Origin of the sequence: Sphingomonas sp. ATCC 31555, from assembly GCF_000282895.1 — a bacterium.
In the GTDB taxonomy this organism is placed as follows: Bacteria; Pseudomonadota; Alphaproteobacteria; order Sphingomonadales; family Sphingomonadaceae; genus Sphingomonas.
In genome coordinates, this window is the sequence record NZ_ALBQ01000002.1 from 36,376 (window position 1) to 60,047 (window position 23,672).

Annotated in this window: 25 protein-coding genes and 1 tRNA gene; 6 read left to right on the plus strand and 20 right to left on the minus strand. The window is 66.4% G+C overall.

The features are described from left to right. Window positions 1-3 precede the first annotated feature (3 nt). From aceA to B215_RS0100655, 5 genes are all read right to left on the minus strand, one after another. On the minus strand, window positions 4-1,293 hold the full coding sequence (gene aceA / locus B215_RS0100635) for an isocitrate lyase (protein ID WP_019367691.1): 1,290 nt from the start codon (window positions 1,291-1,293) through the stop codon (window positions 4-6). Between the two features lie 255 nt (window positions 1,294-1,548). After that, window positions 1,549-2,103 (minus strand): DUF1697 domain-containing protein, encoded by a 555-nt coding sequence (locus B215_RS19325; RefSeq protein WP_037512682.1) that lies wholly within the window; start codon window positions 2,101-2,103, stop codon window positions 1,549-1,551. A 128-nt stretch (window positions 2,104-2,231) separates the two neighbouring features. Continuing rightward, on the minus strand, window positions 2,232-2,954 hold the full coding sequence (locus B215_RS0100645) for a DMP19 family protein (protein ID WP_019367693.1): 723 nt from the start codon (window positions 2,952-2,954) through the stop codon (window positions 2,232-2,234). Between the two features lie 111 nt (window positions 2,955-3,065). Then, on the minus strand, window positions 3,066-3,812 hold the full coding sequence (gene rlmB, locus B215_RS0100650; protein ID WP_019367694.1) for a 23S rRNA (guanosine(2251)-2'-O)-methyltransferase RlmB: 747 nt from the start codon (window positions 3,810-3,812) through the stop codon (window positions 3,066-3,068). Beyond that, entirely contained in the window at window positions 3,812-5,422 is a 1,611-nt protein-coding gene (locus B215_RS0100655; protein ID WP_019367695.1) for a M20/M25/M40 family metallo-hydrolase, read from the minus strand. Before B215_RS0100655 ends, rlmB begins: the two co-directional genes overlap by 1 nt. A 119-nt stretch (window positions 5,423-5,541) precedes the next feature. Between B215_RS0100655 and B215_RS0100660 the strand changes: the two genes are divergently transcribed. After that, window positions 5,542-5,628: transfer RNA gene (locus B215_RS0100660), tRNA-Tyr, on the plus strand. A 67-nt stretch (window positions 5,629-5,695) separates the two neighbouring features. Here the strand turns inward: B215_RS0100660 and B215_RS0100665 are convergent. The 4 genes from B215_RS0100665 to rph all read right to left on the minus strand — a co-directional run bounded on the left by B215_RS0100665 (window position 5,696) and on the right by rph (window position 8,199). Next, a complete protein-coding gene (locus B215_RS0100665) occupies window positions 5,696-5,896 on the minus strand; it encodes a hypothetical protein (protein ID WP_019367696.1) in 201 nt (66 codons plus the stop codon). A 322-nt stretch (window positions 5,897-6,218) separates the two neighbouring features. Further along, window positions 6,219-6,707 (minus strand): hypothetical protein, encoded by a 489-nt coding sequence (locus tag B215_RS0100670; RefSeq protein WP_019367697.1) that lies wholly within the window; start codon window positions 6,705-6,707, stop codon window positions 6,219-6,221. 110 nt (window positions 6,708-6,817) lie between these two features. Then, on the minus strand, window positions 6,818-7,489 hold the full coding sequence (gene rdgB / locus B215_RS0100675; protein ID WP_019367698.1) for an RdgB/HAM1 family non-canonical purine NTP pyrophosphatase: 672 nt from the start codon (window positions 7,487-7,489) through the stop codon (window positions 6,818-6,820). Continuing rightward, entirely contained in the window at window positions 7,486-8,199 is a 714-nt protein-coding gene (gene rph / locus B215_RS0100680; RefSeq protein WP_026008802.1) for a ribonuclease PH, read from the minus strand. The genes rdgB and rph overlap by 4 nt, the downstream gene beginning before the upstream one ends. A 114-nt stretch (window positions 8,200-8,313) precedes the next feature. On the opposite strand from rph, the gene B215_RS0100685 reads away from it, so the two are divergent. The 4 genes from B215_RS0100685 to B215_RS0100705 all read left to right on the plus strand — a co-directional run bounded on the left by B215_RS0100685 (window position 8,314) and on the right by B215_RS0100705 (window position 11,208). Then, complete coding sequence (locus B215_RS0100685) at window positions 8,314-8,853, plus strand: DUF6438 domain-containing protein (protein WP_236704554.1); 540 nt, start codon at window positions 8,314-8,316, stop codon at window positions 8,851-8,853. A gap of 35 nt (window positions 8,854-8,888) precedes the next feature. Then, complete coding sequence (gene hrcA, locus B215_RS0100690; RefSeq protein WP_019367701.1) at window positions 8,889-9,932, plus strand: heat-inducible transcriptional repressor HrcA; 1,044 nt, start codon at window positions 8,889-8,891, stop codon at window positions 9,930-9,932. A 15-nt stretch (window positions 9,933-9,947) separates the two neighbouring features. After that, window positions 9,948-10,505 (plus strand): nucleotide exchange factor GrpE, encoded by a 558-nt coding sequence (gene grpE / locus B215_RS0100695; RefSeq protein ID WP_019367702.1) that lies wholly within the window; start codon window positions 9,948-9,950, stop codon window positions 10,503-10,505. A 256-nt stretch (window positions 10,506-10,761) separates the two neighbouring features. Next, window positions 10,762-11,208 carry a DUF1003 domain-containing protein gene (locus B215_RS0100705; RefSeq protein ID WP_019367704.1) on the plus strand — a complete coding sequence of 149 codons (447 nt, stop codon included), beginning with the start codon at window positions 10,762-10,764 and terminating at the stop codon, window positions 11,206-11,208. A 6-nt stretch (window positions 11,209-11,214) separates the two neighbouring features. Here the strand turns inward: B215_RS0100705 and B215_RS0100710 are convergent, their stop codons facing one another. The 9 genes from B215_RS0100710 to uvrA form a co-directional block, all read right to left on the minus strand. Then, a complete protein-coding gene (locus B215_RS0100710) occupies window positions 11,215-11,412 on the minus strand; it encodes a hypothetical protein (protein WP_019367705.1) in 198 nt (65 codons plus the stop codon). 83 nt (window positions 11,413-11,495) lie between these two features. Further along, entirely contained in the window at window positions 11,496-11,708 is a 213-nt protein-coding gene (locus B215_RS0100715) for a cold-shock protein (protein ID WP_019367706.1), read from the minus strand. A gap of 121 nt (window positions 11,709-11,829) precedes the next feature. Continuing rightward, the gene (locus tag B215_RS20505; protein ID WP_019367707.1) at window positions 11,830-13,218 is read right to left on the minus strand and encodes a hypothetical protein; all 1,389 of its coding nucleotides are present in this window, start codon (window positions 13,216-13,218) and stop codon (window positions 11,830-11,832) included. A 384-nt stretch (window positions 13,219-13,602) separates the two neighbouring features. Beyond that, window positions 13,603-13,926 carry a cupin gene (locus B215_RS19335; protein ID WP_419724213.1) on the minus strand — a complete coding sequence of 108 codons (324 nt, stop codon included), beginning with the start codon at window positions 13,924-13,926 and terminating at the stop codon, window positions 13,603-13,605. Window positions 13,927-13,933: 7 nt separating this feature from the next. Then, window positions 13,934-14,131, minus strand: a complete 198-nt coding sequence (relB, locus tag B215_RS0100730; protein WP_019367708.1) for a type II toxin-antitoxin system RelB family antitoxin — start codon at window positions 14,129-14,131, stop codon at window positions 13,934-13,936. A gap of 212 nt (window positions 14,132-14,343) precedes the next feature. Beyond that, on the minus strand, window positions 14,344-14,667 hold the full coding sequence (locus B215_RS0100735) for a DUF5615 family PIN-like protein (RefSeq protein WP_019367709.1): 324 nt from the start codon (window positions 14,665-14,667) through the stop codon (window positions 14,344-14,346). Beyond that, a complete protein-coding gene (locus B215_RS0100740) occupies window positions 14,667-14,885 on the minus strand; it encodes a DUF433 domain-containing protein (RefSeq protein ID WP_019367710.1) in 219 nt (72 codons plus the stop codon). The genes B215_RS0100735 and B215_RS0100740 overlap by 1 nt, the downstream gene beginning before the upstream one ends. Window positions 14,886-15,129: 244 nt before the next feature. Then, window positions 15,130-16,053 (minus strand): hypothetical protein, encoded by a 924-nt coding sequence (locus tag B215_RS21120; RefSeq protein ID WP_152997763.1) that lies wholly within the window; start codon window positions 16,051-16,053, stop codon window positions 15,130-15,132. A gap of 31 nt (window positions 16,054-16,084) precedes the next feature. Then, window positions 16,085-19,066 carry an excinuclease ABC subunit UvrA gene (gene uvrA / locus B215_RS0100745; RefSeq protein WP_019367711.1) on the minus strand — a complete coding sequence of 994 codons (2,982 nt, stop codon included), beginning with the start codon at window positions 19,064-19,066 and terminating at the stop codon, window positions 16,085-16,087. Between the two features lie 249 nt (window positions 19,067-19,315). On the opposite strand from uvrA, the gene B215_RS0100750 reads away from it, so the two are divergent. Continuing rightward, entirely contained in the window at window positions 19,316-20,503 is a 1,188-nt protein-coding gene (locus B215_RS0100750; RefSeq protein ID WP_026008803.1) for a hypothetical protein, read from the plus strand. 160 nt (window positions 20,504-20,663) lie between these two features. Here B215_RS0100750 and B215_RS0100755 read toward each other — a convergent pair whose 3' ends face one another. Both B215_RS0100755 and B215_RS0100760 read right to left on the minus strand, forming a co-directional pair. After that, on the minus strand, window positions 20,664-22,916 hold the full coding sequence (locus B215_RS0100755; RefSeq protein ID WP_019367712.1) for a hypothetical protein: 2,253 nt from the start codon (window positions 22,914-22,916) through the stop codon (window positions 20,664-20,666). Beyond that, window positions 22,913-23,659 (minus strand): hypothetical protein, encoded by a 747-nt coding sequence (locus B215_RS0100760; RefSeq protein ID WP_082664421.1) that lies wholly within the window; start codon window positions 23,657-23,659, stop codon window positions 22,913-22,915. Before B215_RS0100760 ends, B215_RS0100755 begins: the two co-directional genes overlap by 4 nt. Between the last annotated feature and the right edge of the window lie 13 nt (window positions 23,660-23,672).

The following is a 23,672-nucleotide window of genomic DNA, read 5'->3' on the forward strand; positions in this document are numbered from 1 at the left end:
TCCTTACGCTGCTTCGCTGGTGAACTGGGCGGCCTCGGTGCTCTCGGCGAGCGCGGTGGTGGAGCTGGCGCCCCCCGCCACCGTCTGAGCAATGGCGTCGAAATAGCCGGTGCCGACCTCGCGCTGGTGGCGCGTCGCGGTATAGCCGTCGGCCTCCGCCGCGAACTCGGCCTGCTGCAGCTCCGAATAGGCCGCCATGCCGCGATCCCGATAGCCGCGCGCCAGTTCGTACATGCCGTAGTTGAGGCTGTGGAAGCCGGCGAGGGTGACGAACTGGAACTTGTACCCCATCGCGCCGATCTCGCGCTGGAAGCGGGCGATGTCGTCCTTGTCGAGGTTCTTCTCCCAGTTGAAGCTGGGCGAGCAGTTATACGCCAGCATCTTGTTGGGATGCGCCTTCTTGATCGCCTCGGCGAAGCGGCGGGCATCGTCGAGATTGGGCTTCGACGTTTCCCACCACAGCAGGTCGGCATGCGGGGCGAACGCCAGCCCGCGCTGGATGCAATGGTCGACGCCCGTCCCCTCCTTGAGGCGGAAGAACCCTTCGGGGGTCCGCTCGCTGGTGAGGAACGCATGGTCCCGCTCGTCGACGTCCGAAGTGATCAGCTTGGCCGATTCCGCATCGGTGCGGGCGCAGATCACCGTCGGCACGCCGCACACATCCGCCGCCAGCCGCGCCGCATCGAGGTTGCGGATGTGCGCCTGAGTGGGGATCAGCACCTTGCCGCCGAGATGCCCGCACTTCTTCTCGCTGGCGAGCTGGTCCTCGTAATGCACGCCCGCGGCACCCGCGGCGATGTACGCCTTCATAATCTCGAAGCAGTTGAGCGGCCCGCCGAAGCCGGCCTCGGCATCGGCGACGATCGGGGCGAACCAGTCGCGGGTCGCGCCGCCTTCCATATGCTCGATCTGGTCGGCGCGCTGGAGCGTCGCGTTGATCCGCCGCGCCAGCTCCGGCCCGGCATTGGCCGGGTAGAGCGACTGATCGGGGTACATCTGCCCGGCGGTATTGGCATCCGCCGCGACCTGCCAGCCCGACAGATAGATCGCCTTCAGCCCGGCCCGGACCATCTGCATCGCCTGGTTGCCGGAGAGCGCGCCGAGGGCATGGACATAATCCTCGGTGCGCAGCAGCTCCCACAGCTTGAGCGCACCGCGGCGGGCGAGGGTGTGCTCCACCGGCAGCGAACCGCGCAGCCGGGCGACATCCTCCGGCGTGTACGGCCGGGCGATGCCGTCGAATCGGCCGGCGGGCGCGGGGACGAGATCCTCGAAACGCTGCTGCTGAGGCATTGTGAATTCCTTGACTAAACCATCCGACTTGTGTGGCCTAAGTTTAGGAAGTTTAGGATCGCGATAGATAGCGCCATCAGCAAGCTTGCGAGGTGTAGCTGTGCGAAGTCCGCCGCACTGTCATTGTGTAGATGTAAATCCTTTACTCTCCCCATTCACCCGAACAGTGAGTACATATACAGAACAAGGCGTGTGTAGGAAAGACCGCCCGCGCGGCTGGCTCTCGTCGCGCTGCCGAAGGCGGCGAATGGTGCGCTACGCGAGCATCGCCGCGAGGTTGCGCACCGTCCGCAAATTGCGGGTGGTCCAGACGCCGCTGGAGGGGCCGACCCCCATTTTCGATCGGCCGGATCCGTCGCCGAAATAGAGCCAGAGCGCGTCGCCCTGCAGCACGACACGTTCGTTGTCGCCGGCCCGAGCCTGCAGGGTGGCGGCGTCTTCGGATGTCGCAGGCTGTTTTCCGATGCAGAGCATGACGAGGTTGGGTGTCTGCTCGCCTTCGGCAGTGAACGGGTTGCTGTCGAGATAGTCCGCCCATTGCGCGGCGGACCGCGCCACCACGTCGACCGCGAAGCCGAAGCGGGCTTCGAGGGCGCGCTCGAACGCCGCCTCGACGCGGTGCGCCGGTTCGTCGCTTGTACATAGGAGATTGCCGCTGGCCACATAGGTCTGCGCATCGCGGCAGCCGAGTTCGGCAGCGAGCGCCCGAAGCGCCTGCATCGGTACCCGGCGATGCCCGCCGACATTGATGCCCCGCAACAGGACGACATAGTGGGACATGGCAGCTTCCTCTGCGGTGGTAGCGGACATGCTTATCAGCCTTGCCCGGCGCTGCCAGGGCCATCCGGCGGGCAGCGGCATGGGGCAAGGCGGGCGCAGACCGGCCGATACAATGCGCGGCGCGATGCTTGGCTGCCGCTTGCGGGCAGGCACCTACCTCAGGCCCGCCGATAAAGCTGGTCGCGGACCTTCAGGAGGTAAGCGCCGACATAGGTGATCGATGCCGCCTTGGTGCTGTCCGCGTAGAACCAGCTATCGAACGCGTCCGCTTCGTGCGTCGGCGGCGGCACAAAATCGAACAGCCGTTCGCCGCCGCTGCGCAGCTTCCCGGAGAACACCGCGCGCTGATATTCCAGCTCCAGCCGCCATTCCGGATAGAGCTGCTCGACGAATGCCAGACTGGCCTTGCTCGTCGGCTTCCACCACGGCTTGCCCCGGCGGGCGAGGTGGCGGATCAGCCGCTTGCGACTGGCGCGCCATTTCTCGGGATCGTCGGTCAACGCGACCGGGCCGACCCATTTCGGCGCGCGCGTGTCGCCCGCCTGTTCCTCCATGGCGCGGGCGAAGCGTTCGCGCAGCTCGGGCCACTCCAGCGCATCGACGGCGGCGACCCCCAGCGCGAGATCGTCGGCGTAATTCTCGACATATTGGGTGAAGCCGCCGTTGCTGACCTGCCCCACGATATCGGCCCACATCATCAAGATGCGCTGCGCGGGCGTAAGCAAGAGATTGCCCGGGCTGCCATAATATTTCCAGCCTTCGACGTTCATCACCGCCGGGACATGGATGAGGTTCTCGCCCGTCATCCACCAGCGTTCGTCGACATAGCGGGCCGCTTCTTCGAATGCAGTATCGGTAAGGATGGGGCGGGTGTCGGTCACGCTTGCTCCGGGCAGGGCCGCCGGTCCTCGCGGACGGAGGACGGGCAGCGTTCGGCTTCCGCCGGGATGACGGGGTGACGCAGCATGCGTTTCTGCCAGCGCACCCCGGCCTTACCCGCGCGTCGTTACCGCATAGAGCGCCACGGCGGCGGCGTTGGAGACGTTGAGGCTTTCCACCTTGGCCGAGATCGGGAGGCGGGCGAGTTCGTCGCAATGCGCTTCGGTGTTCTGGCGCATGCCTTCGCCTTCGGAGCCGAGCACCAGCGCGATGCGGCCCTGGTTCGCCACGTCCTTCAGCGTGCCCTTGGCATGGCCGGTGAGGCCGACGCGCCAGAAGCCGGCTTCGGCGATCTCGTCGAGCGCGCGCGACAGGTTCACCACGCGGACCCACGGCACTACTTCCAGCGTGCCCGCCGCCGAGCGGGCGAGGGTGCCGGTTTCGGGGGGCGCGTGGCGGTCCTGCGTGACGATGCCGAGCGCATCGAAGGCGGCGGCCGAGCGCAGGATCGCGCCGACATTGTGCGGATCGGTCACCTGATCGAGCACGAGCAGCGGGCGCTGATCCTCCGCGCCCTGATCGAGCAGATCGCCCAGCCAGATTTCCTCGAGCGGCTCGACTTCGGCGACGAGACCCTGGTGGGGCGCGTCGGCAGGGACGAGGCGGCCGAGATCGGCGACATCGGCATAGGTGATCGGAATGACCGGCGGCAGATCGAGCGCGGACAGCGCCTCGCGCGTGCCCCAGATCTTGCGCACGGTGCGTTCGGGATTGGCGAGCGCGGCCAGCACCGCGTGGCGGCCGTAGAAGCGGGGCCGCGATGCCGGTGCCTGGCTGGGACGATGTCCGCGACGTTTCATCAGTGAGCGGCCTCCGAGGGGAAAGGATAGAATCGATCGGCCGGCGTCGGCGCGGTCGCAAGCGGCGCGCGCGGCAGCGGCTGATCGCTGTTGGCGGCGTTGACCAGGAACGCGGCGAGAATGATCGCGCCCTGGCGCAGATCGTCGGCCTTCAGATGATCGAACGTGTCGACGTCCGTATGGTGCACCATCGAGCCATAGTCGAGCGGATCCTGGATGAACTGGAACGCCGGAATGCCCACTGCATCGAAAAACACATGGTCGGTGCTGTCGGTGCGCCGCGCCGAGACGCTGGTGGCGCCCATCGCGCGGAAGGGAGCGAACCATTGCTCGAAGATCGGCATCGCGGCCGTGTTGCCCTGCGCATAGATGCCGCGAATCTTGCCCGAACCATTGTCGAGATTGAAATAGGCGGCGAGCTTTGCGTGATCGGGGCCCGGGGTGATCGGGAAGGCGTCGCTCCACGTCAGGTACCGGACGATGCCGGTGGCGCTGGGATCGACCGGACGACGGGCGATATGGTTCTCTACATAGGCCATCGAGCCGAGCAGGCCCTGTTCCTCGCCGGCCCAGAGCGCGAAGCGGATGGTGCGCTTGGGGCGGATCCCCGAAGCCTTGATGATGCGGGCAGCTTCCATCACCATCGCCGAGCCGGCGGCATTGTCGGCCGCGCCGTCGCCCATGGCCCAGCTATCGAGATGCGCGCCGGCCATGACATAGCCGGCCTTGGCATCGGTGCCGGGGATGTCGGCGAGGATGTTATAGGCCTTGGTATCGCTGTCGTCGAAGCGGCTGGCGGCATCGATTTCCAGCTCGGGCTTGGCGCCCATCTTCGCCAGACGCGCGAGGCGGCGATAATCCTCGGCGGCGATCTCGATGCCCGGCAGCAGGCCCGACTGGCCGACCTGAAACTGGCTGTTCTGGCCGTGGACCAGCTTGCCGTTGCGGCTGGACATGGTGGCATAGCCGAGCGCGCCTTCCTCCTTCAGGAACGCGTCGCGCTTGGCGGCGAAGGCGAAGCGGGCGGCATAGTTGCCGGATGCGGGTTCGCTGTTGGGCAGATCATAATAGTTGCGCTCGGCAAGCTCGGCGTCGGTCCAGCGCTTGAACGGCGGCTGGAGCGCGTCCTTGATCTCCTTCGGCTCGGTGAGCAGCACGATCTTGCCGCGCAGCTTGCCCTTCAGCGCGGCGAAGGCGGACGGATCGGCCATCGGCGCCAGCACGACTTCGCCGCGCACGGGGCCGCTGGTGCCCGGCGTCCAGGCGAGCGGGGCTGCGACCAGCTGGAGCGGGCGGGGGGCGACCATGCGCACCGACAGCCGCTCGTTCGACCAGCCGCGGCCGAAATCGAAGCCTTCCTTGTGGACATTGGCGAGGCCCCATTCGCGGAACTTGGCCTGCGTCCAATCCTCGGCCTTGCGCATGCCAGGCGAGTTGGTGAGCCGCGACCCGATCACATCGGTGAGATACTGCGCGATTCGCATCACTTCGGAATGGTTGGTGCCCTGATCGACGATGCGATCGGTGGGCGCGGCGGCGGGCACCGTCTGGGCGGCGATCGGCGCGGCGGCGAGCAACGCGGCGGTGATGACGGTGATGGAACGGCGCATGAAACCCCCTTGAAACGCAGCGGCGGACGCTATGCATGCAAATCGTGCTGCGCAAGGCGTTGACAGGGGCGCGTGGCTGCGGCATTGGGCCGCCCTCGCTCGCAAGCGGCGGTCTCCATGGATAGGTGGCCGAGTGGTTAAAGGCAGCAGACTGTAAATCTGCCGGGCTTCGCCCTACGGTGGTTCGAATCCATCCCTATCCACCACCGCCGCTGCGAGCGATCCCTCCCGATCGCCGACCCCTGCACGCGGCCAGCGCCGCCGCATCCCCGTTCAGCCCCGGCCGTAGACCGCCAGGGTACGTTCGCGATATTCGATGAGCTGCAGGATGTGATCCAGTTCGCGGATGCGCTGCACCGGCGTCCCATCGCGGATCGCGGCCTCGATCTGCTCGAGCAGATAGGCGGCACTGCCTGCACCATGGGTCAGGTAAATCGCTTCAGCGCGCTCGATGAGCGTAGAGAGCGGTGTCACCGGCAGTTCCTAGCAAGGGGGAACCGGCCTCATATCCAAATTGAACTTATCGGCGCAATTACCAATCGCGTTCCAACCCCGGAACAACATTGCTTGCCTGTCCCGCACCGGGATTATTCCTGACTTGTCCGCGCCACCACAAATAATCCAATGTGGACATAAGGGTACGCGGATGATTGAACAATGAACAAACGGGGCGACGGGATCGAGACGGTGTGCAGGCACCTTGTGGACGCGATCGCGTTGCTCGACCGGGTGGGGGAAGACGCCGAGGCGGCGCACCTGTCGCTGACGCTGGAGCGGCTCAGCAGCAAATACGGAATCAGGGCTGCAGCCGGGCCCTCACGCGATCCAGGATAAGATCGAAATAGCGATCCAGCGCCGCGCGCGTCTGCGCCGAGAGCTCGAGATAGGTGAAACGCCGATCGCTGGGCAGGTTGCGCTTGTCGATCATCCGGCGTTCCGCCAGCGCGTTGATCCAGCGCAGCGCGGTGGTGGTGGGCACACCGGCCGCGGTGCAGGCGGCGGAAGTGGAGACGTCGGTCCCCTCGCCCCCGGCGACGTACAGGGTGATGAGGATGTTGAGCGCGGGATCAGCGAACAGATCCGCGGCGACTTCCTGTTCGAGCAGCGCGCGGCTGTGGAGCAGCAGCCGCGCGATTTCGAGCCGGCCGATCGGCGGCAGCGCCGCGCCGGAAGACGCGGGCTCCGCCTGGCCGGCAAGCTGCGTGAATAGCCGCTTGATATCGCTGAGCCGCGCGTCGACTTCGTCGAATAACGTGGTGCGATGCGCCCCCAATTTGTCCTCCATCGTTGCCCACGCTTAAGGCAACTGCCGTCACCGGATCAACACATGGTCGTGCTTACGCGGGCTTAAACCTTCGCAATCGCGAATATGTGCCAGGTTGGACGCAAATATCGTCAGAAAACCGCGGCGACCAACTGCCCGAATGCATCGGCGCGGTGGCTCATCGCATGTTTTTCGACTGGATCCATTTCGCCGAACGTCATGGCATGGCCTTGCGGCACGAACATCGGATCATAGCCGAAGCCCTGAGTCCCGCGCGGCGGCCACACCAGGGTGCCGTGCACCCGGCCCTCGAACCATTCGACATGCCCATCCGGCCAGGCGAGCGCGAGGGCGCAGACGAAGTGCGCGGCGCGGCTGGTTTCCGGCGGCAGCGCTTCCAGCTTTTCCTGCACACGGCGCATCGCGAGGCCGAAATCGCGACCTTCGAACGGCGCGACGGGTTCGATCCCGTCCATGCCCGGCGCGGCCATGCCCCAACGCGCCGAATAGATGCCGGGCGAAAGGCCCAGCGCCTCGACGCAGAGCCCCGAATCGTCGGCCAGCGCAGGCAGGCCGGACAGGTCGGCCGCCTGCAGCGCCTTCAGCTCGGCATTGGCGACGAAGCTGGTGCCGGTCTCCTCCGGCTCGGGAAGGTCGAGCTCGGCGGCCGAGACCGGCTCGATCCCATAGGGACCGAGCAGTTCGCGGATCTCGCGCACCTTGCCTTCATTATGGCTGGCGATCACCAGCCGGCCGGGCGCCAGCTTGCGGATCGCCTGGGGCGCGTCGCCCTCGCCGCTCATGCGATCGCCTTTCGCTGCGCGTCAAAGATGCGGCCGCAGCCGATGCGGGCGAGGCGGAGCAGGCGCAGCAGGCCTTCCTCGTCATAGGTCGCGCCCTCGGCGGTGGCCTGCGCCTCGGCGATGTTGCCATTGGCGAGCAGCACGAAGTTGGCATCGGCATCGGCCGCCGAATCTTCGGGATAGTCGAGGTCGAGCACCGGCGTGCCCTGGTAGATGCCGCAGCTGACCGCCGCCACCTGGGTGAGGATCGGATCGGTGGTGATCGCGCCCGCCGCCATCAGCTTGTCGACCGCGAGGCGCAGCGCCACCCAGGCGCCGGAGATCGCCGCGGTGCGAGTGCCGCCGTCGGCCTGGAGCACGTCGCAATCGAGCGTGATCTGGCGCTCGCCGAGCAGCTTGAGGTCGGTGACCGCCCGGAGGGAGCGACCGATCAGCCGCTGGATTTCCTGGGTGCGGCCGGACTGCTTGCCCTTGGCCGCTTCGCGCTGGCCGCGGGTATGGGTGGCCCGGGGGAGCATGCCATATTCGGCCGTCACCCAGCCTTCGCCCTTGCCGCGCAGGAACGGCGGCACACGCTCTTCGACACTGGCGGTGACGAGCACGCGGGTGTCGCCGAAGCCGATCAGCACCGAACCTTCGGCGTGGCGGGTGAAGTTCGGGGTGATGGTGATTTCCCGCATTTCGTCGGGGGCGCGGCCGGATGGGCGCATCTGCTTCATTCTCCTGAAAGGTCGAACCGGGCACCTAGACCGGGCAGGCGCGTTCCGCCAGTGTCGCACATGCTTGGGAGAAAGACACGAATGCGCGTGTTGGTTGCAGCTTTGGTGAGCACGATTGCGCTGAGCGGGTGCATTCCGCAGGGGAGGGCGCCCGTTACCGCCCCGCGGCCGGCACCCGCCACGCCCGCACGCCCCGCTCCGCCGCCGACCGCCGAGGCGCCCATGCCGATCGTGCGGGGCGAAATGCTCCGCTACACCACCAGCCCCTGTTTCGGCGCATGCCCGGTCTATACCGTGACGGTGCGGCCGGACGGGACGGGGACATTCGAGGGGCAGCGCCACACCGCCGTCACCGGGGTGCGCGACTTTCGGGTAACGCCGGCGCAATATGAGGCTTTCCTCGCCCGGCTCGCTCCCTATCGGCCGCGTAGTGGGACGGTGCGCATCGCCCCAGGCGAGCCCGGCTGCGGCCAGGCGGCGACCGATCTGCCGAGCGTGGAGGTGCAGTGGGACGGCAAGGCGGGGCACCGGGCGCTTTCCTATTATTTCGGTTGCGATCGCGAACGGAACCAGCGCATGGCCGATGCCCTTGGATCGGCGCCGGACCTGCTGCCGATCGCCAGCCTGATCGGTGCGCGGCCTTGAAGCGGGCACCCGGGCCTGCCTAGATTGTACCAGCCATGATCACCCCGCCGATCCACGAGCTGACCGACCGGGCCCGGGACGTGTTCCGGATCGTGGTGGAATCCTATCTGGACAGCGGCGCGCCGGTGGGATCGCGTACCATCTCGCGCATCTCCACGCTCAACCTGTCCCCCGCTTCGATCCGCAACGTGATGCAGGATCTGGAAGAGCTGGGCCTGCTCGCCGCACCACATACCAGCGCCGGACGGATGCCGACCGAGAGCGGGCTGCGCCTGTTCGTCGACGGCATGATGCAGGCGAGCGAACCCTCCGCCGAGGAGCGCGCGGCGATCGAATCTCGGGCTGGGCGGGGCGGGCCGGTGGAGGATGCGATCGCCGGCACCACGGCGGCGCTGTCCGGGCTTTCGGCCTGTGCCGGGCTGGTGCTGGTGCCCAAGGCCGAGACCGTGCTGCGCCAGTTCGGCTTCGTGCCCCTGAGCCAGGACCGCGCGCTGGCCGTGCTGGTGGGCGAGGACGGATTGGTGGAGAACCGGGTGGTGGAGCTGCCCGGCGGCGTCGACCCGATGTCGCTGCAGCGCGCCGCCAACTATATGAGCGCGACGCTCGCCGGGCTCACCCTGGCGGAGGCGCGGGGTCGCATCGAGCGCGAGTTGCGCAGCCAGCAGGCGGCACTGGACGCCGCCGCCGCCGATCTGGTGGAGCGTGGGCTGGCGGTGTGGAGCGAGGACAGCGGGCGGCGCCCGGTGCTGATCGTGCGCGGCCAGGCCCGGCTGATCGATGCCGCCGCCGCCGAGGATCTCGATCGCGTCCGCCAGCTGCTCGACGAGCTGGAGGGCAAGGAGGAGATCGCCCGCCTGCTCGACAGCGCCCGGGAAGGCGAAGCGGCACGGATCTTCATCGGATCGGAAAACAAATTGTTCGCGCTTTCCGGCTCCTCCGTCATCGCCAAGCCGGTGCGATCGATGGACGGCCGCGTCGTCGGCGTTGTCGGCGTGATCGGGCCGACGCGGTTGAACTATGCCCGCGTCGTGCCCATGGTGGATTTCACGGCGGCCACATTGGCCCGTTTGCTGGCCTGAAGAAAACAGGGAACCATGTCCGAACATACTGAAAATACCGAACCGACCCAGGGCGAAACGCTGCGCGACGAGACCGCGCAGGCAGCACCGGAAGTGGCGGAGCACGACCGTGTCGCCGAACTGGAGGCGCAGCTGGCCGAGGCCAAGCAGGCGCATCTCTATGTCCAGGCCGACATGCAGAACCTCCGCCGCCGGACCGAGAAGGAAGTGGCGGACGCCCGCGCCTATGCCGCGACCAATTTCGCTCGCGACATCCTGTCCGTGGCCGACAATCTCGGACGGGCGCTGCAGGCCATTCCGGCCGAGCTGCGCGAGGACGAGAAGCTGAAGGGTCTCGTCACCGGCCTGGAAGCCACTGGCCGCGAGCTGGAGGCGGTGTTCGGCCGCAACGGCATTTCCAAGATCGTCGCGCTGGGCGAGATGCTCGATCCCAACAAGCACCAGGCGATGATGGAAATGCCGGTGGCCGACAAGGAGCCCGGCACCGTGGTGCAGGAGATCCAGGCGGGTTACCTGATCAAGGACCGGCTGCTGCGCCCGGCGCTGGTTGCCGTCGCCAAGAAGCCCGACTGACCGGCGACGCCGTTCGTCGCATCGCGGCACATCCATGCCGCCGCCTTCGGTTGACACCGGGCGGGGCCGGGGCCATCTGGCGTCCGGCCCCGCCGAAGGTGCGGCCATTCGCCAACGGATCCGAGAAGGAACCATGCCAAGCAACGATCAAAGTAGACCGACCGCGCCGTCCAGGGCCGCCGCCGCGCTGATCTGATCGTTGCCGATCACCTTGCGCACCGGCCCCAGGGCGGCCGGTCGGCAGTGAGGTGTTCCCATGAATGCAGCCATTCGTTTCCTGAACGACCTGCGCCGGATCGGCGGCGCGTCGCGGGACCTCAACACGGTGTTCGACGAACGCCTGACCTTCGGCGAGCGCCTTGCCGACCGGGTTGCGGCGGTCGGCGGATCCTGGGGGTTCATCATCGGCTTCGGGGTGTTCCTCGGCGCCTGGGCGGTGCTCAACACCGTCATCCTGGCGGCGCACGCCTTCGACCCGTTCCCGTTCATCTTCCTCAACCTGATGCTGTCGATGCTCGCGGCATTGCAGGCGCCGATCATCATGATGAGCCAGAACCGACAGGCGGCCAAGGACCGGCTGGAGGCGCGGCTCGATTATGAGACCAACCTGCGCGCCGAGGCGCAGATCGAGGAACTGCACGCCAAGATCGACGCGCTGCATGCCGATATCGCGCGGCTGGCGGCAGCCGCCGCGCCGCGCTGAACGGCATCAACAGGCGACGGCGCGCGCCTCTTTTTCGGCTTCGTTGAGCGCGCGCTGGGTGGCGACGCGCTCGGCGCGGACGGCCATGGCTTCCCAGGCGGCCTGGGCGCGGAGATGGCGGTCGCGGACATTGTCGAGATCGCTCTGGGCGGCGGCGGACCCGGCTTCATCGGCGCGGGCGCGGAACAGTTCGATTTCGGTCATCGGCGGGCTCTCTCTCGGCGCTGGAGGAAAGAAGGACATGTGAAAACGGCGGCCCCGGATGGGACCGCCGTTCGCATTTCAGGTCAGTCGGCCGACTGGAGGTTCACCGCGGCCATCTTGCCGCGACGATCCTGTTCCAGCTCATAGGTCACGCGCTGGTTCTGCTGCAGCGTGATCATGCCGGCGCGTTCCACCGCCGTGATGTGGACGAAGGCGTCGTTGCCGCCGGTATCCGGCGCGATGAAGCCATAGCCCTTGTCGGCGTTGAAGAATTTGACGGTTCCGGTGATGCTCATAGCGTTTCCTTACATTGTCGGCGCGCCCCGTGCGGGCGGACCTCGCGCTTCAGGGGCAGGGATGGAAGGAAAGCGGAGCCGCAAAGCACCAATAACCGTCGATTTGCGACTGTAGCAGCCCCTATGTGGGCGCATGCCCCCCCGAATGCAATGGCGCCGACCGCCCCTGCGGCAGGGCGGGCGCTTTGCGGGACCTGCCGCGCGCGCCGCCGACGCCCGGTTTTCCGCGGCTTTTTCCGGGACCGGACGCGCCGCCGGACTTTCTTTTGCGCGCGGGAGCATCGGCGGATGCCGCCGGCAAGGGCAGGGCCGTGGCGGGGGCGCCGATTTCCCCCTCCTCCTTCCTGCTCCCACAGGGGAAGAGCGGGTCCGAATGCTCCGGCTCCTTCGCCTCTTCCGCCTCTTCCGCGCCATACGCCTCCGTTGCCGCTTCCGCCGCTTCCGCCTCCGCCGCCGCTTCCTCTTCCGCGAAAAAGGCGTCGCGCAGTTCGGCCTCGCGGGCGCGGCGCGCCGCCAGTTCGGCGCGGATCGGGGCTTCGATCACGTCCTCTTCCTCGAGCGTCAGCGTGCGCGCATAGCCTTCCTCGCCATAATGGCCCTCCTCTTCGCCGTAGAAATCGTCGGGCGGCGGGAAGCTGGTGCGCCATTCCTGCGCCGCGCTGTTCCACCACACCGGATCGCCACTGGGATTGTCGCACGCGTAAAGTTTAGGAAGTTTAGGCTCGTGCACGGTTTCCGCCGGGGGCGGCGGCGCGAGGGTGAGCAGGCCCGCCGCCTCGGCCCGCGCCCATTGCTCCGCCGTCCAGCCCGCCCGCTGCGCCGGATCGAGATCGGCGATCGCCACCGCGTCGCCCGCCGCCGGATCGGCGCGGGTGCGCAGCCAGGCATCGGCGCGGGCGAGCAGGCGGACGGGGGCGAGATCGTCGGCCGCGCCGTCCACGCCCTCGGCCCCCAGCCGGCGGGCGAGGAACAGCCCGGCGCGCGCCGCGCCGCCTTCCTGCTCGACCAGATCGAGAAACGGTTCGAACTCGCCCGCGACGAGCCGGGCGGCGGCATGATCGGCCGGGCCGCTCTCGCGCTCCGACAGCCGATCGAGCCGCGTGAGCATGTGCATCGCCAGCCGGTTGTCGTGGCGCTGGCGAGTGATGCACGAGCCATCGGGCCGCGTGATCGTCTCGACGCTGCCATGCACCGCGCGTTCGAGCAGCTTGTCGGCCAGATGTTCGCGCGCGAGCAGCAGCGCCGCCTGCCAGCCGAGCGCGAACGCCGCCCCGCGCGCCGAGCGGCGCAGCGCATAGGCGGCGGTGACCGACATGCCGAGCGCGTGGCAGATATTGGTGATGGTGTGCCCCTCCGCCAGCATTTCGAGGAACTTGCGCTGTTTGACCGGCGTCCAGCCATCATGCCGCGGCGCGCGGGTGGGCAGCGGCCCCTTGTCCGCCAGCATATCGAGCGAATGCAGGTCGTCGCCATCGGGATGCAGGGTGAGAAGGTCGGCAGAGTCGGTCATCGTGCGTCTCCTGGAAAGCCCAAGCCGACTCGCCAGATATGCCGGAAGCGGGGCTGTAGGAAAGCGTTTTGTTTTCTGTTTGTTCTTTTTTCGGGGGTGGTGTCCCTCGGCATCGCTGTCCCCCTCACCCTTCCGCGCCTTCGGCGCTCCCTCCCTCTCCCACAGGGGGAGCGGGAGCCGGGCAGGCAAACCCCTCTTGCCTGGTGGGAGAGGGGGGGGGAGCCGCGCGGCGGGAGGGTGCGGGGGATGCGGGGGGAGACGCCGCCGGCACCGCTCAGCGCGGGCGGTGCGTGGTGCCCATGCCGGGGGTGATGAAGATCGCGGTGCAGCTTTCGCCCGGCGCGACATCGGCGATGTGCCAGGTGCCCGCCACCCCGCAACGTACTACGTTGCGGGGACCCCGGAAGACGCGTTGATGGCGTAATCGCCGGGAGCGAGCGCTACGCTTTCGGTGCTGCCGTCGGCATGTTCCTGGTGGAGCGTGCAGGCACCCTGGGTGCAGATCACGCGTTCCGCGCCGTGCGGGTGCATCTCCCACGAATCCCAGCGTTCCGAAAAGGCGAACTGCGAGACCAGCCGGCCCTCCTGCCCATCCGCTTCATGGCGGGCGGCATAGGCCTCGAACCAGTCGGGGCCGGTGAAGTCGGGCTCGACGGTGGCGCTGGCGGCGCGGCCGAGATGGGCGGGGTTGGTGGGGAGGTGGGGCATGCGGGCGTCAGTCGTGCGGCTTTTTGTGCCGGTCGAGGATCGCTTGCACCTGCGCCATCACGACTTCGTGCGGGATGCTGGGTCTGGGGTCGGCGAGCGCCTTCTCGATCTTGGCGCGAAACCATGCGTCATAGGCTTCCGGCGAGGGGATCGGCCCCGGCGGCGCGTAATCGGAGTCCGGGATGTCGGAGTCGTCCTCGGGCATGGCCGGAGGATATCGCGAACAGGGAGAAGGAAGAAGGGTTTTGCGCGCGGAGGCGCGGAGGCGCGAAGAAGGGAAGGCGCGAAGAAGCGTTGGCTTCGGCCGCCCCACACCGTGCTCCTGCGAAAGCAGGAGCCTAGGGTTGCGTAGGACCGCCCTTGTGACTCTGGGCTCCTGCTTTCGCAGGAGCACGGGGAGGGATCTCGACGAAGGGATCAGCGCACTTCGATCACCCGCTCGCCTTCGTCGAGGCGCGCTTCGATGACCGGCCACAGCGGATCGAGCCAGAGCCGAAGGCCGCGATTGCTGATGTTGCCGCAGCGCAGCCAGAGCAGCCGCGAGCGCACCGGCGGATAGCGCAGCAGGAAGTCGTCGTCCTTGGTGACGAGGATCAGCGCATGGGCTTCGACATGGTCGTGGATCGTGCGGTCCGGCGTCTGGCCGCCGAGCAGGTCGCGCACATGCGCCGCTGCGAGGCCACGGTCTTCGAACCATCCGCAGAGCGCGGGCGGAAGCTGGGCATCGACCAGCAGCCGCATCAAGCGGCGCGCACCACCGTGTGATCGACGGCACGCGCGGCATAGGCGAGGCAGGCATGGACGTCTTCGCGGACGATATAGGGAAAGTCCGTGAGCAGTTCCTCGACGCTGACGCCATCGGCCAGCGCATCCAGCACATCGCTGACGCGCATCCGGGTACCGGCAACGATCGGCCGGCCGCCGCAGACTTGCGGGTCGATGGTGATGCGCGAGGTCATGGGAGGAAGATGCGGAGTAAGAGGCGAAGCGTCAAGGGAAGCGGCATCGGCGTAGCCTGAGTTGGATATAGTATCCCCGGAATTCCCATCGCCGTAGCATCAAGCGGCGCGGACCACCGTATGATCGACGGCACGCGCGGCATAGGCGAAGCAGGCACGGGCGTCTTCGTGAAAATTTCCAAAAGATCAGCAAAGTCTTTGAGTTTTCAAATTTCTAAATTTGGCATTACCGGAATGATGTATTCTAGGTTTGTAAAACCCATTCATTTTCATCGATAATTTCTAATAAAGCCGAAGATAGGGAGTGGATAAGTTTCGAAACGTAATCGATATTTGATATTTTAAGTTCTTGTAAGTAACTTAAGAGGTTTCCAAGCTCTCTATCATTATGCGCGCCAATTTTATTGCCAATTGAGTCTATGAGGTTCTGATTTGAATAGTCATGTCCTGCGACGATGCAAGAGTTAATGCCAAGCCAGGCCTCTAAATTTACCTTAACGGGGAATCGCTCGCTTGAGCCCTTCGCCAATGAAACGGAGAATTTGTTACCGGGGCGCTTAGGGGGGGTTACGATTGGGGAAGTTGATACTTCGATAGTCCTATTTTTTAGGGCGCAAATATCTAGCAATATTCTGTCCTTGGAGCCTAATAATTTTCTTATTATGTTCGCGCAGCCCTCAAGATGGTGGAGTTTTCCTTCTTCAACTAAGGTGCGTAGTTCTAGCAACTGATCATATTGAGATTTCGCTGCACAAGTTCTAGAAGAAATAAATTTCGCAATATCGGATTTGTACAGTTTTATGAAGTTTCGCCGTCTGTCGGCTCTACTCATGTCTCCCAACTTGTTTATATTATCAGTATAATTATAGCTAGAGATGGCTCTGTCCGGACGTCCTGAATTGACCACCAATTTGATTAGATTTTTTCCGCTTAAAATTATACCAATTATACACACAAAAGGTGGTTGCTGGTCAATTTCAAATTGATGATTCTTTACGGCAGAATCGTCATTGAAAATTGTTAAATTGCAGTATCTACCTTCGAATCTAATCTTTATTAGTGCCCCCTCATGAGGAATATTTATTTCACGAAGGTCTATTGTGCTTTGAATATCTATGATGGAGAAAATCGTGCTGCCCTCGGAGGAGGCGTTTTCATTGAGGTGCATATGTCTCTCATCCAAAGCCGGAAGATGTCGCTCAACTGTTTGTTACCTTCCCCCGCGGCTTAAGCAACGGCGCCAGATACCGCCCGGTATAGCTGCCCGCCACCTTCGCCACCTGCTCCGGCGTGCCTTCGGCGACGATCTCGCCGCCTTTCACGCCGCCCTCCGGCCCCAGGTCGAGGATCCAGTCGGCGGTCTTGATGACGTCGAGATTATGCTCGATCACCACCACCGTGTTGCCCTGTTCCACCAGCGCGTGGAGCACTTCCAGGAGCTTCCGCACATCCTCGAAGTGCAGGCCGGTGGTGGGTTCGTCGAGGATGTACAGCGTCTGCCCGGTGGCGCGGCGCGCCAGTTCCTTGGCGAGCTTCACCCGCTGCGCCTCGCCGCCCGACAGCGTCGTCGCCTGCTGGCCGACCTTGACATAGCCGAGGCCGACTTCGGCGAGCATCGCCATGCGGTCGCGGATCGGGGGCACGGCCTTGAAGAACTCGACCGCGTCTTCCACCGTCATGTCGAGCACGTCGGCGATCGACTTGCCCTTGAACTTCACCTCCAGCGTCTCGCGATTGTAGCGCGCGCCGTGGCACACGTCGCAGGTGACATAGACGTCGGGGAGGAAGTGCATCTCGATCTTGAGCACGCCGTCGCCCTGGCACGCCTCGCACCGGCCGCCCTTGACGTTGAAGCTGAACCGGCCGGGCTTGTAGCCGCGCGCCTGCGCCTCGGGGAGGCCGGCGAACCAGTCGCGGATGTTGGTGAAGGCGCCGGTATAGGTCGCCGGGTTCGAGCGCGGGGTTCGGCCGATCGGCGACTGGTCGATGTCGATCACCTTGTCGCAATGTTCGAGCCCGGTGATCTTGTCGTGCTTGCCGGCGAGCAGGCGCGCGCCGTTGAGCTGGCGCGCGGCCGAGGCATAGAGCGTGTCGAGCGTGAAGCTGGACTTGCCCGAGCCGGAGACGCCGGTGATGCAGGTGAAGGTGCCGAGCGGGATGCTCGCCGTCACGCCCTTGAGGTTGTTGGCGGTGGCGTTGTGCACCGTGATCTTCTTGCCGTTGCCCTTGCGGCGCTTGGGCGGCACGGCGACCTCGCGCGTGCCGTTGAGATAGTCGGCGGTGACGCTGCCTTCGGTGGCGAGCACCTCGGCCAGCGTGCCCTTGGCGACGATCTCGCCGCCATGGACGCCGGCGCCCGGCCCCATGTCGATCACATAGTCGGCGGTGCGGATCGCATCCTCGTCATGCTCGACGACGAGCACGGTGTTGCCGAGGTCGCGCAGCCGCTTGAGGGTGGCGAGCAGCATGTCGTTGTCGCGCTGGTGCAGGCCGATGCTCGGCTCGTCGAGCACGTAGAGCACGCCCGACAGCCCGCTGCCGATCTGGCTGGCGAGGCGGATGCGCTGGCTCTCGCCGCCGGACAAGGTGCCCGAGGTGCGATCGAGGTTGAGATAGTCGAGCCCGACATTGTTGAGGAAGCCGAGCCGCTCGTCGATTTCCTTGAGGATCGCGCGGGCGATCTCGCGCTGCTGGGGCGTGAAGGTCTCGGGCAGCGTCTGGAAGAAGGCGAGCGCGTCGACCACCGAGAGGCGCGTGGCATGGGCGATGTCCTGCCCCGCCACCTTCACCGCCAGCGCCTCGGGCTTGAGGCGGGCGCCGCCGCAGACCTCGCACGGGTGGCTGGCCTGGTACTTGCCCAGCTCCTCGCGCATCCAGGCGCTTTCGGTCTGCAGCATGCGGCGGTTGAGGTTGCCGATCACACCCTCGAACGGCTTCTTGACGTCGTAGCTCTTGCGGCCGTCGATGAAGGTGAGGGTGACCGGCTTGCCGCCGGTGCCGTGGAGGATGATGAGCTTCACTTCGCCGGGCAGGTCCTTCCACGGCGTATCGAGGCTGAAGCCGAACTCGCGGGCGAGGCTGCCCAGCACCTGCATGTAATAGGGCGAGGGCGGGTTGGACTTGGCCCAGGGCACCACCGCGCCCTTCTTGATGCTGAGATCGTGGTTGGGGACGACAAGGTCCTCGTCGAACTCGAGCTTCTCGCCGAGGCCGTCGCACGCCGGGCAGGCGCCCTGGGGGGCGTTGAACGAGAACAGCCGCGGCTCGATTTCGGGGATGGTGAAGCCGGAGACCGGGCAGGCGAACTTCTCGGAGAAGACGATGCGGTTGTCGGGGATGCCGGTGTTCTTCATCCCCTTCTTGGCCTTGGGGGCCTCGCTTTCAGCGGCGGGAGCGTCGCCTTCCACCCGGAACGCCTGGGGCGCCTCGCGCACCGCATTGCCCTGCAGCGCCTCCACCGTGGTGTCCACCAGGTCGACATAGGCCAGCCCCTCGGCCAGCTTGAGCGCGGTTTCGAAGCTCTCGGCCAGGCGCGTGCCGATATCGTCGCGCACCACCAGGCGATCGACCACCACTTCGATGTCGTGCTTGAACTTCTTGTCGAGCGCCGGGGCTTCCTCGATCAGATACATCTCGCCGTCGATGCGGACGCGGCTGAAGCCGGCCTTCTGCCACTCGGCGAGTTCCTTGCGATACTCGCCCTTGCGCCCGCGCACCACGGGGGCGAGCAGCAGCAGTCTTGTGCCTTCGGGCAGCGCGAGCACGCGGTCGACCATCTGGCTCACCGTCTGCGCGCTGATCGGCAGCCCCGTGGCGGGGGAATAGGGCACGCCCACCCGCGCCCAGAGCAGGCGCATGTAATCATAGATCTCGGTGACCGTCGCCACCGTCGAGCGCGGGTTGCGGCTGGTCGTCTTCTGCTCGATCGAGATGGCGGGGCTGAGGCCCTCGATATGCTCGACATTGGGCTTCTGCATCAGTTCGAGGAACTGGCGCGCATAGGCCGAGAGCGACTCGACATAGCGGCGCTGCCCCTCGGCATAGATGGTGTCGAAGGCGAGGCTCGACTTGCCCGAGCCCGACAGCCCGGTGATCACCGTCAGCGTGTCGCGGGGAATGTCGATGTCGACGCCCTTGAGGTTGTGCTCGCGCGCGCCGCGGACGCTTATGTGAGTCAGCATGCGGAACACCTTTGCTGCGGGATCGTGGTGAGTGCCATAGGGGAGGGTTCTAGCTTTGTTCTGAATGGTTTTCCAGAGGGGGAGATAGGAAGCGCAGGCGCCCTCCGCCACCTGTCCGCAGAGCCTTTGCCACCGCCGGCGAAGACGCCGAAGAAACGACTTGCCCAGCGGAAGAAAAACAGCCTATCCAGATAGTAACGGCAGCCCGTGGCTTTGCGCTGCACCGACCTTTATTTAGGGGTGGAAGCAATGAAGCGCGCAACGGCACTGCTGGCGGCAGGAGCGATCCTGCTGACGCCGGCTTGTTCCATGATCGTGAAGGAAACCCGACACAGCGGCGGCTATCCCGGCTATCTGCTCGACCAGCGGACCTTCGACGCATCCTATTCGAAGAAGCTGCAACTGCTGCGCGCCACGATCATCCTGGCGATGGCGGCCGATATCGGGCGGACGACGGTGAACGGCCAGGATGCCGACGGCTTCGCCCAGCTGCTGGCCGGTGCCGCGAAGGAGATCAACCACGCCGCGGCCGATCTGTACGATGCGAGCACGACCCAGAAGGTCTGCTGGACCCGCGACGAATCCCAGACGCCGCCCATTCCCAACCCCGTGCCGACGCCCACCAGCGCCGACGACCGGAATTGCAGCGGCTTCTTCGAGAATTTCGAAAGCAACGTACCGCTGATCGAATCGCGGATCGTGAAGGTGATGCTGGCGGCGCTGCCCACCGACAAGGCGCGCAAGTTCCTGGAAGACGTGACCAAGGGCGACGTGCTGGGCGCCGCATGGAAGGCGGTGGGCGCGGCGGGCGACATCGTCGGCGGCCTGCATGTCGGCTTTGCGCGCTATCGCAGCGGGCTGGAGACGGTGGCCAGCACCAGCACCGAGTGCAAGGCGACCAATCTGCAAGGCACGAAAGAGCGTTTCCGCGCCGACACGATGACGATCCTGCAGGCGGCTTCGTGCCTGGGCCTTTCGGAGAAGGATCTGTTCCACAATCCGAACGAGTTGAAGGGCATGGATCTGGCCCAAGGCACGGTGAACCCGCGCGCCTTCCTGATGCTGATGCGCGGCGTCGCGGCGGATTGCGTGGCGCTGAACTTCAGCGGCAAGGGCGCGGACCTGACCACCAGCCAGGAGATCCGCGAAAAGGCATGCAACAGCATCGGCTTTGCCCCGACCGCGCGGCCCTATCGCTTCAAATCCGGTTCGTCGCCGCGGGCCGAATCCGCGCCGACGGACCAGGGATCGGGACCGGACCCCGCGCCCACACACGCCGGGGCTGTCGCCCCGGCCGCAGCTGCGGCTCCCGCCGCAGTGCCGCCAGCGGCAGCGCCGCCCGCAGTGCCGCCCGCAGTGCCGCCGGCAGTGCCGCCGGCCGGCCCCGCCGCACCGGCCGTTCCACCGGCAGCGCCGGCCCCGCCCGCAGGGACTTGATGCGGGGGCCGCTTCCCGACCAAAGAGGGGCGGGGGAGTGACCTTATCCGTCTGCGTTGCCGGGAAATCAGGACGCGCCCGCTGCTTTTCGGAGCGATGGGCGGATGCCCATTACGAAAAGGGCTAGACGCAGAGACTGCGTAGCGCGTTTCTCGACATCTCAGTAATGATAAGGCGAGCGCTTTGCCCAGATCGTGCCTGGATAGCGGGCGTGGAGCAGGCGGAAGGCGCGCTTGCTCAGCTGGTTGGTGTTGGTGCTCCAGCGGCCAACGCGGTTTAGCCGGTACAGCGCTTCACCGGCACGGGGATCGCGCGGGTGCGCGGCGACATAGGCGAGTGCTTCGTCCCATACTGTCAGGCCGATCGTCCCGCCCTTTTCGACCTCCGAGGGGGTACGGAAGGCGTTGCGTTCGCGCAGCGCCGCAGCCTGGACCGGTTGGGCAAAAGGGGCAATGTGGACCGGGAAAGCGCCGCCGCACTTGTTATCGCAGACAAGATCGGAGCGGGCGTAGCCGTTCTCGGCGGCGGGATTCCACCAGCTGCCAGGTGCATAGGCGCTGGCGGGCGGAAATTCGGGCGGCGCCATCCTGCGCGGCGCCCGCACCAGCCAAGTGTCCCAATAGCCGCCGAACGAAGGTTCCGGGCCATGGGGGCGCGTGTAATTGGCGAGATCGGTGCGCAAGCTGGGGATCTTGGCCATCACGAACAGTTCGGCGAAGCGCTTTTCCGGCCCCGGCCGCGTGCGCAGGATCCGGCGCCAATCCGCTTGGACCTGCGGTAGAAGCGGGGTGAGCGTCCGCGCGCTTTCGTCCACTGCCGTCTCGTTGCGGAGCAGTACGGCGCGGACGAAGTTGGTTAGCGCGAGATCGAGGCGGAGTTCGGCGGGCAGTTCGGCCATGCGCGCCAATGCAAGCCGATCGGGCAGCGGCAGGCGATCAATCAGCATCCGTGCATCGTTGCCCAGGCCGACCCAGGCCTGCCCGCGCCGGCCGAGCTGCTCGGCGCTGATCGCTGAGGCATAGCCGAGGCAATCGCTGGCGCCCGAAACGCAATAGGGCTGGCGCAGCGCATGGGCGGCGAAATCGGCGAGGCTGGTGGCGAGCTGCGCGCGGACGGATAGGAAAATGTTGCGATCCGACGGGGTGAGATCCGTGCGGGCCAGAAGCGCATCGACCCGACCACGCAGCGTCGCATCGGGCTCCTGGCCGATGCGCAGCCGCAGCAGATGGTAACGCGCGGTGAGCCAGGCAGGATCGTCGGCCGCGACGCGATCGGCGGCTTGCGTGAGAGCAGCGGCGGTGGCGTCGCTTGGCTCGACGAGACTGAGCGCAGCGACCAGCCAGGCCGAGGTGCGAGTCGCCCGCCAGCGTTCAACGGCATGGGTGAGCCCATCGGCGCGGTTGCGGGTGCCGAGCGTCGCGATCCAGTCCGCCGTTTCGGGCTTGTGGGGCTTGTCGGCGGACAGGCTCCAATAGTCCTTGAACTTGGCGGCGATGTCGGTCGTCGGCGCCTTTTCGTTGAGCGCCTGGTCGAGCCGATCGCGTAACGCGGCGGGATTCTCGACATAGTCGAGCACCTGCCGCATCCGTTCCACTTCGCCCTTGCCATAGGTGCCGTCCGGCGCGGCGGCGAGGGTGTCGATCGCGGCATGGGCCCGGGCGAAGGCGGCGGGATCGCGGGTGGTGCGCGCGGCGCGCTGGATGGTACGGGTCTGGAGGTACAGCGCCAGCTTCTGCCAGGGCGACGCGGGATCGCGGCCGATCGCGGCGAACGTCGTTTCGGCATCGTCGAGCCGGCCATCGTACAGCGCCAGCGCGGCTTGCTGGTACAGCCGATCGGCGCGCAGCCAGGCGGGGGCGGCGGGATCGAGCGGGGGCAGGGAGGTGTGGGGCTTGCTGCACGCCTCGAACACGGCGTCCTGCCCGTCCACCCAGGCACGCACCCAGGGGGAGCTGGCGCCATAGGCGGCGATGCGCGCCTTCAGCGTCGCGGTGGCGGTGGTGAAAGCATCGGCGAAGCAGGTGGGGATTGTCGTGTAGTCCGGTCCCGGGCGTTCGGTGGCGATCCAGTAGATATCGGTGTCGACGCCGGGCACCTGCCGCCGTGCCGCCAGCCAGACCCCCGTCAGGTCCTGCCAGTCACCGCAACAGGGGGTGGCGAGCGCCTCTGCGGCGTCCGTGCCGGTGCGCAGCCCGGTCAGCAGCCGCCAGTCGAGATAGCGAACCGCCTCCGGCGCGTTGGGCTTGACGATGCCGACCCGCCCCGCCGCGAAGGCGGCCCGGTCGATCGGGTGCAGCGCGTGGCTGGTGACATAATCCAGGATCGGGCCATCCCCGCCGCCCGATCCCGATGCCTGCGTCCCCGCCAGCATCGCAATGCCGATCACCGCCGCGAACGACCACCCGCGCTTCATCGCCACTGCTCCACCTGCTTGCGTACCGCGTCGAAGGTGGAGGGCGTCCAGCTTCGCGGTGCGAACAAATAGATCCTACGGCCTGTCGGCGCGCGGGCAATGGGGGTGTCGGCGGAAATTGCGAGTGCCTTTCGGCAAGCGGGTTCCGACCAGTCGCTACCGCCTTCGATCCGGGAGCGGATCGCCGGATCGCCGCGGCCCATGCGGAACAGCATCGGCACGATCTCGTCGACCGGCAGGGCGTTGAGCCAATCTTCCTGACACCAGCTGGCGATGGCGGTCATTGATAGCGGAATCTTGCGAGGCAGGCCGGCGCGAACGTCGCGCAGCACGTCGACCAGGATCTGGCGCTGGGACTGGCGAACCTCGAAGTCGATTTGGACCCGCGGCGTGGGCACGACCCGGGCGAGATTGAGCGCGGCAGCGGCAACCCGCGCCCGCAGCGCGGGCGTCCAGCGCAGGGGGACGCTGTCGTCGATCTGGATATGGACCACCGCGGTGTTCGGCGGCTGATCGGTTCGCAAAGGATAATGCCGGCCGCGGGCGAGGAAGCCGTCACCCGCCAGCTCGATGAAGCCGGTCTGGACGGCGATCTCGGTGCCCTTGGGCAGGAAGCGCAAATCTTCCGGGCGCTCCCACGCCCAGACGACAAGCTGTGGCGCGGGTGCGGCGGGCTTGCAGGCGGCGAGGACGAGGAGGGAGAGAAGGAGCGCGTGGCGCGCGATGGGGCGGGAGGTTTGCATGCCCGCGCAGGCA

Bases quoted from the DNA above. Each gene is read 5' to 3' on its own strand.
- aceA (WP_019367691.1), bottom strand. From the start codon at position 1,293: ATGCCTCAGCAGCAGCGTTTCGAGGATCTCGTCCCCGCGCCCGCCGGC.
- B215_RS19325 (WP_037512682.1), bottom strand. From the start codon at position 2,103: ATGTCCGCTACCACCGCAGAGGAAGCTGCCATGTCCCACTATGTCGTC.
- rlmB (WP_019367694.1), bottom strand. From the start codon at position 3,812: ATGAAACGTCGCGGACATCGTCCCAGCCAGGCACCGGCATCGCGGCCC.
- B215_RS0100655 (WP_019367695.1), bottom strand. From the start codon at position 5,422: ATGCGCCGTTCCATCACCGTCATCACCGCCGCGTTGCTCGCCGCCGCG.
- B215_RS0100670 (WP_019367697.1), bottom strand. From the start codon at position 6,707: ATGGAGGACAAATTGGGGGCGCATCGCACCACGTTATTCGACGAAGTC.
- rdgB (WP_019367698.1), bottom strand. From the start codon at position 7,489: ATGAGCGGCGAGGGCGACGCGCCCCAGGCGATCCGCAAGCTGGCGCCC.
- rph (WP_026008802.1), bottom strand. From the start codon at position 8,199: ATGCGCCCATCCGGCCGCGCCCCCGACGAAATGCGGGAAATCACCATC.
- hrcA (WP_019367701.1), top strand. From the start codon at position 8,889: ATGATCACCCCGCCGATCCACGAGCTGACCGACCGGGCCCGGGACGTG.
- grpE (WP_019367702.1), top strand. From the start codon at position 9,948: ATGTCCGAACATACTGAAAATACCGAACCGACCCAGGGCGAAACGCTG.
- B215_RS0100705 (WP_019367704.1), top strand. From the start codon at position 10,762: ATGAATGCAGCCATTCGTTTCCTGAACGACCTGCGCCGGATCGGCGGC.
- B215_RS0100710 (WP_019367705.1), bottom strand. From the start codon at position 11,412: ATGACCGAAATCGAACTGTTCCGCGCCCGCGCCGATGAAGCCGGGTCC.
- B215_RS0100715 (WP_019367706.1), bottom strand. From the start codon at position 11,708: ATGAGCATCACCGGAACCGTCAAATTCTTCAACGCCGACAAGGGCTAT.
- B215_RS20505 (WP_019367707.1), bottom strand. From the start codon at position 13,218: ATGACCGACTCTGCCGACCTTCTCACCCTGCATCCCGATGGCGACGAC.
- B215_RS19335 (WP_419724213.1), bottom strand. From the start codon at position 13,926: ATGCCCCACCTCCCCACCAACCCCGCCCATCTCGGCCGCGCCGCCAGC.
- relB (WP_019367708.1), bottom strand. From the start codon at position 14,131: ATGCCCGAGGACGACTCCGACATCCCGGACTCCGATTACGCGCCGCCG.
- B215_RS0100735 (WP_019367709.1), bottom strand. From the start codon at position 14,667: ATGCGGCTGCTGGTCGATGCCCAGCTTCCGCCCGCGCTCTGCGGATGG.
- B215_RS0100740 (WP_019367710.1), bottom strand. From the start codon at position 14,885: ATGACCTCGCGCATCACCATCGACCCGCAAGTCTGCGGCGGCCGGCCG.
- B215_RS21120 (WP_152997763.1), bottom strand. From the start codon at position 16,053: ATGCACCTCAATGAAAACGCCTCCTCCGAGGGCAGCACGATTTTCTCC.
- uvrA (WP_019367711.1), bottom strand. From the start codon at position 19,066: ATGCTGACTCACATAAGCGTCCGCGGCGCGCGCGAGCACAACCTCAAG.
- B215_RS0100750 (WP_026008803.1), top strand. From the start codon at position 19,316: ATGAAGCGCGCAACGGCACTGCTGGCGGCAGGAGCGATCCTGCTGACG.
- B215_RS0100755 (WP_019367712.1), bottom strand. From the start codon at position 22,916: ATGAAGCGCGGGTGGTCGTTCGCGGCGGTGATCGGCATTGCGATGCTG.
- B215_RS0100760 (WP_082664421.1), bottom strand. From the start codon at position 23,659: ATGCAAACCTCCCGCCCCATCGCGCGCCACGCGCTCCTTCTCTCCCTC.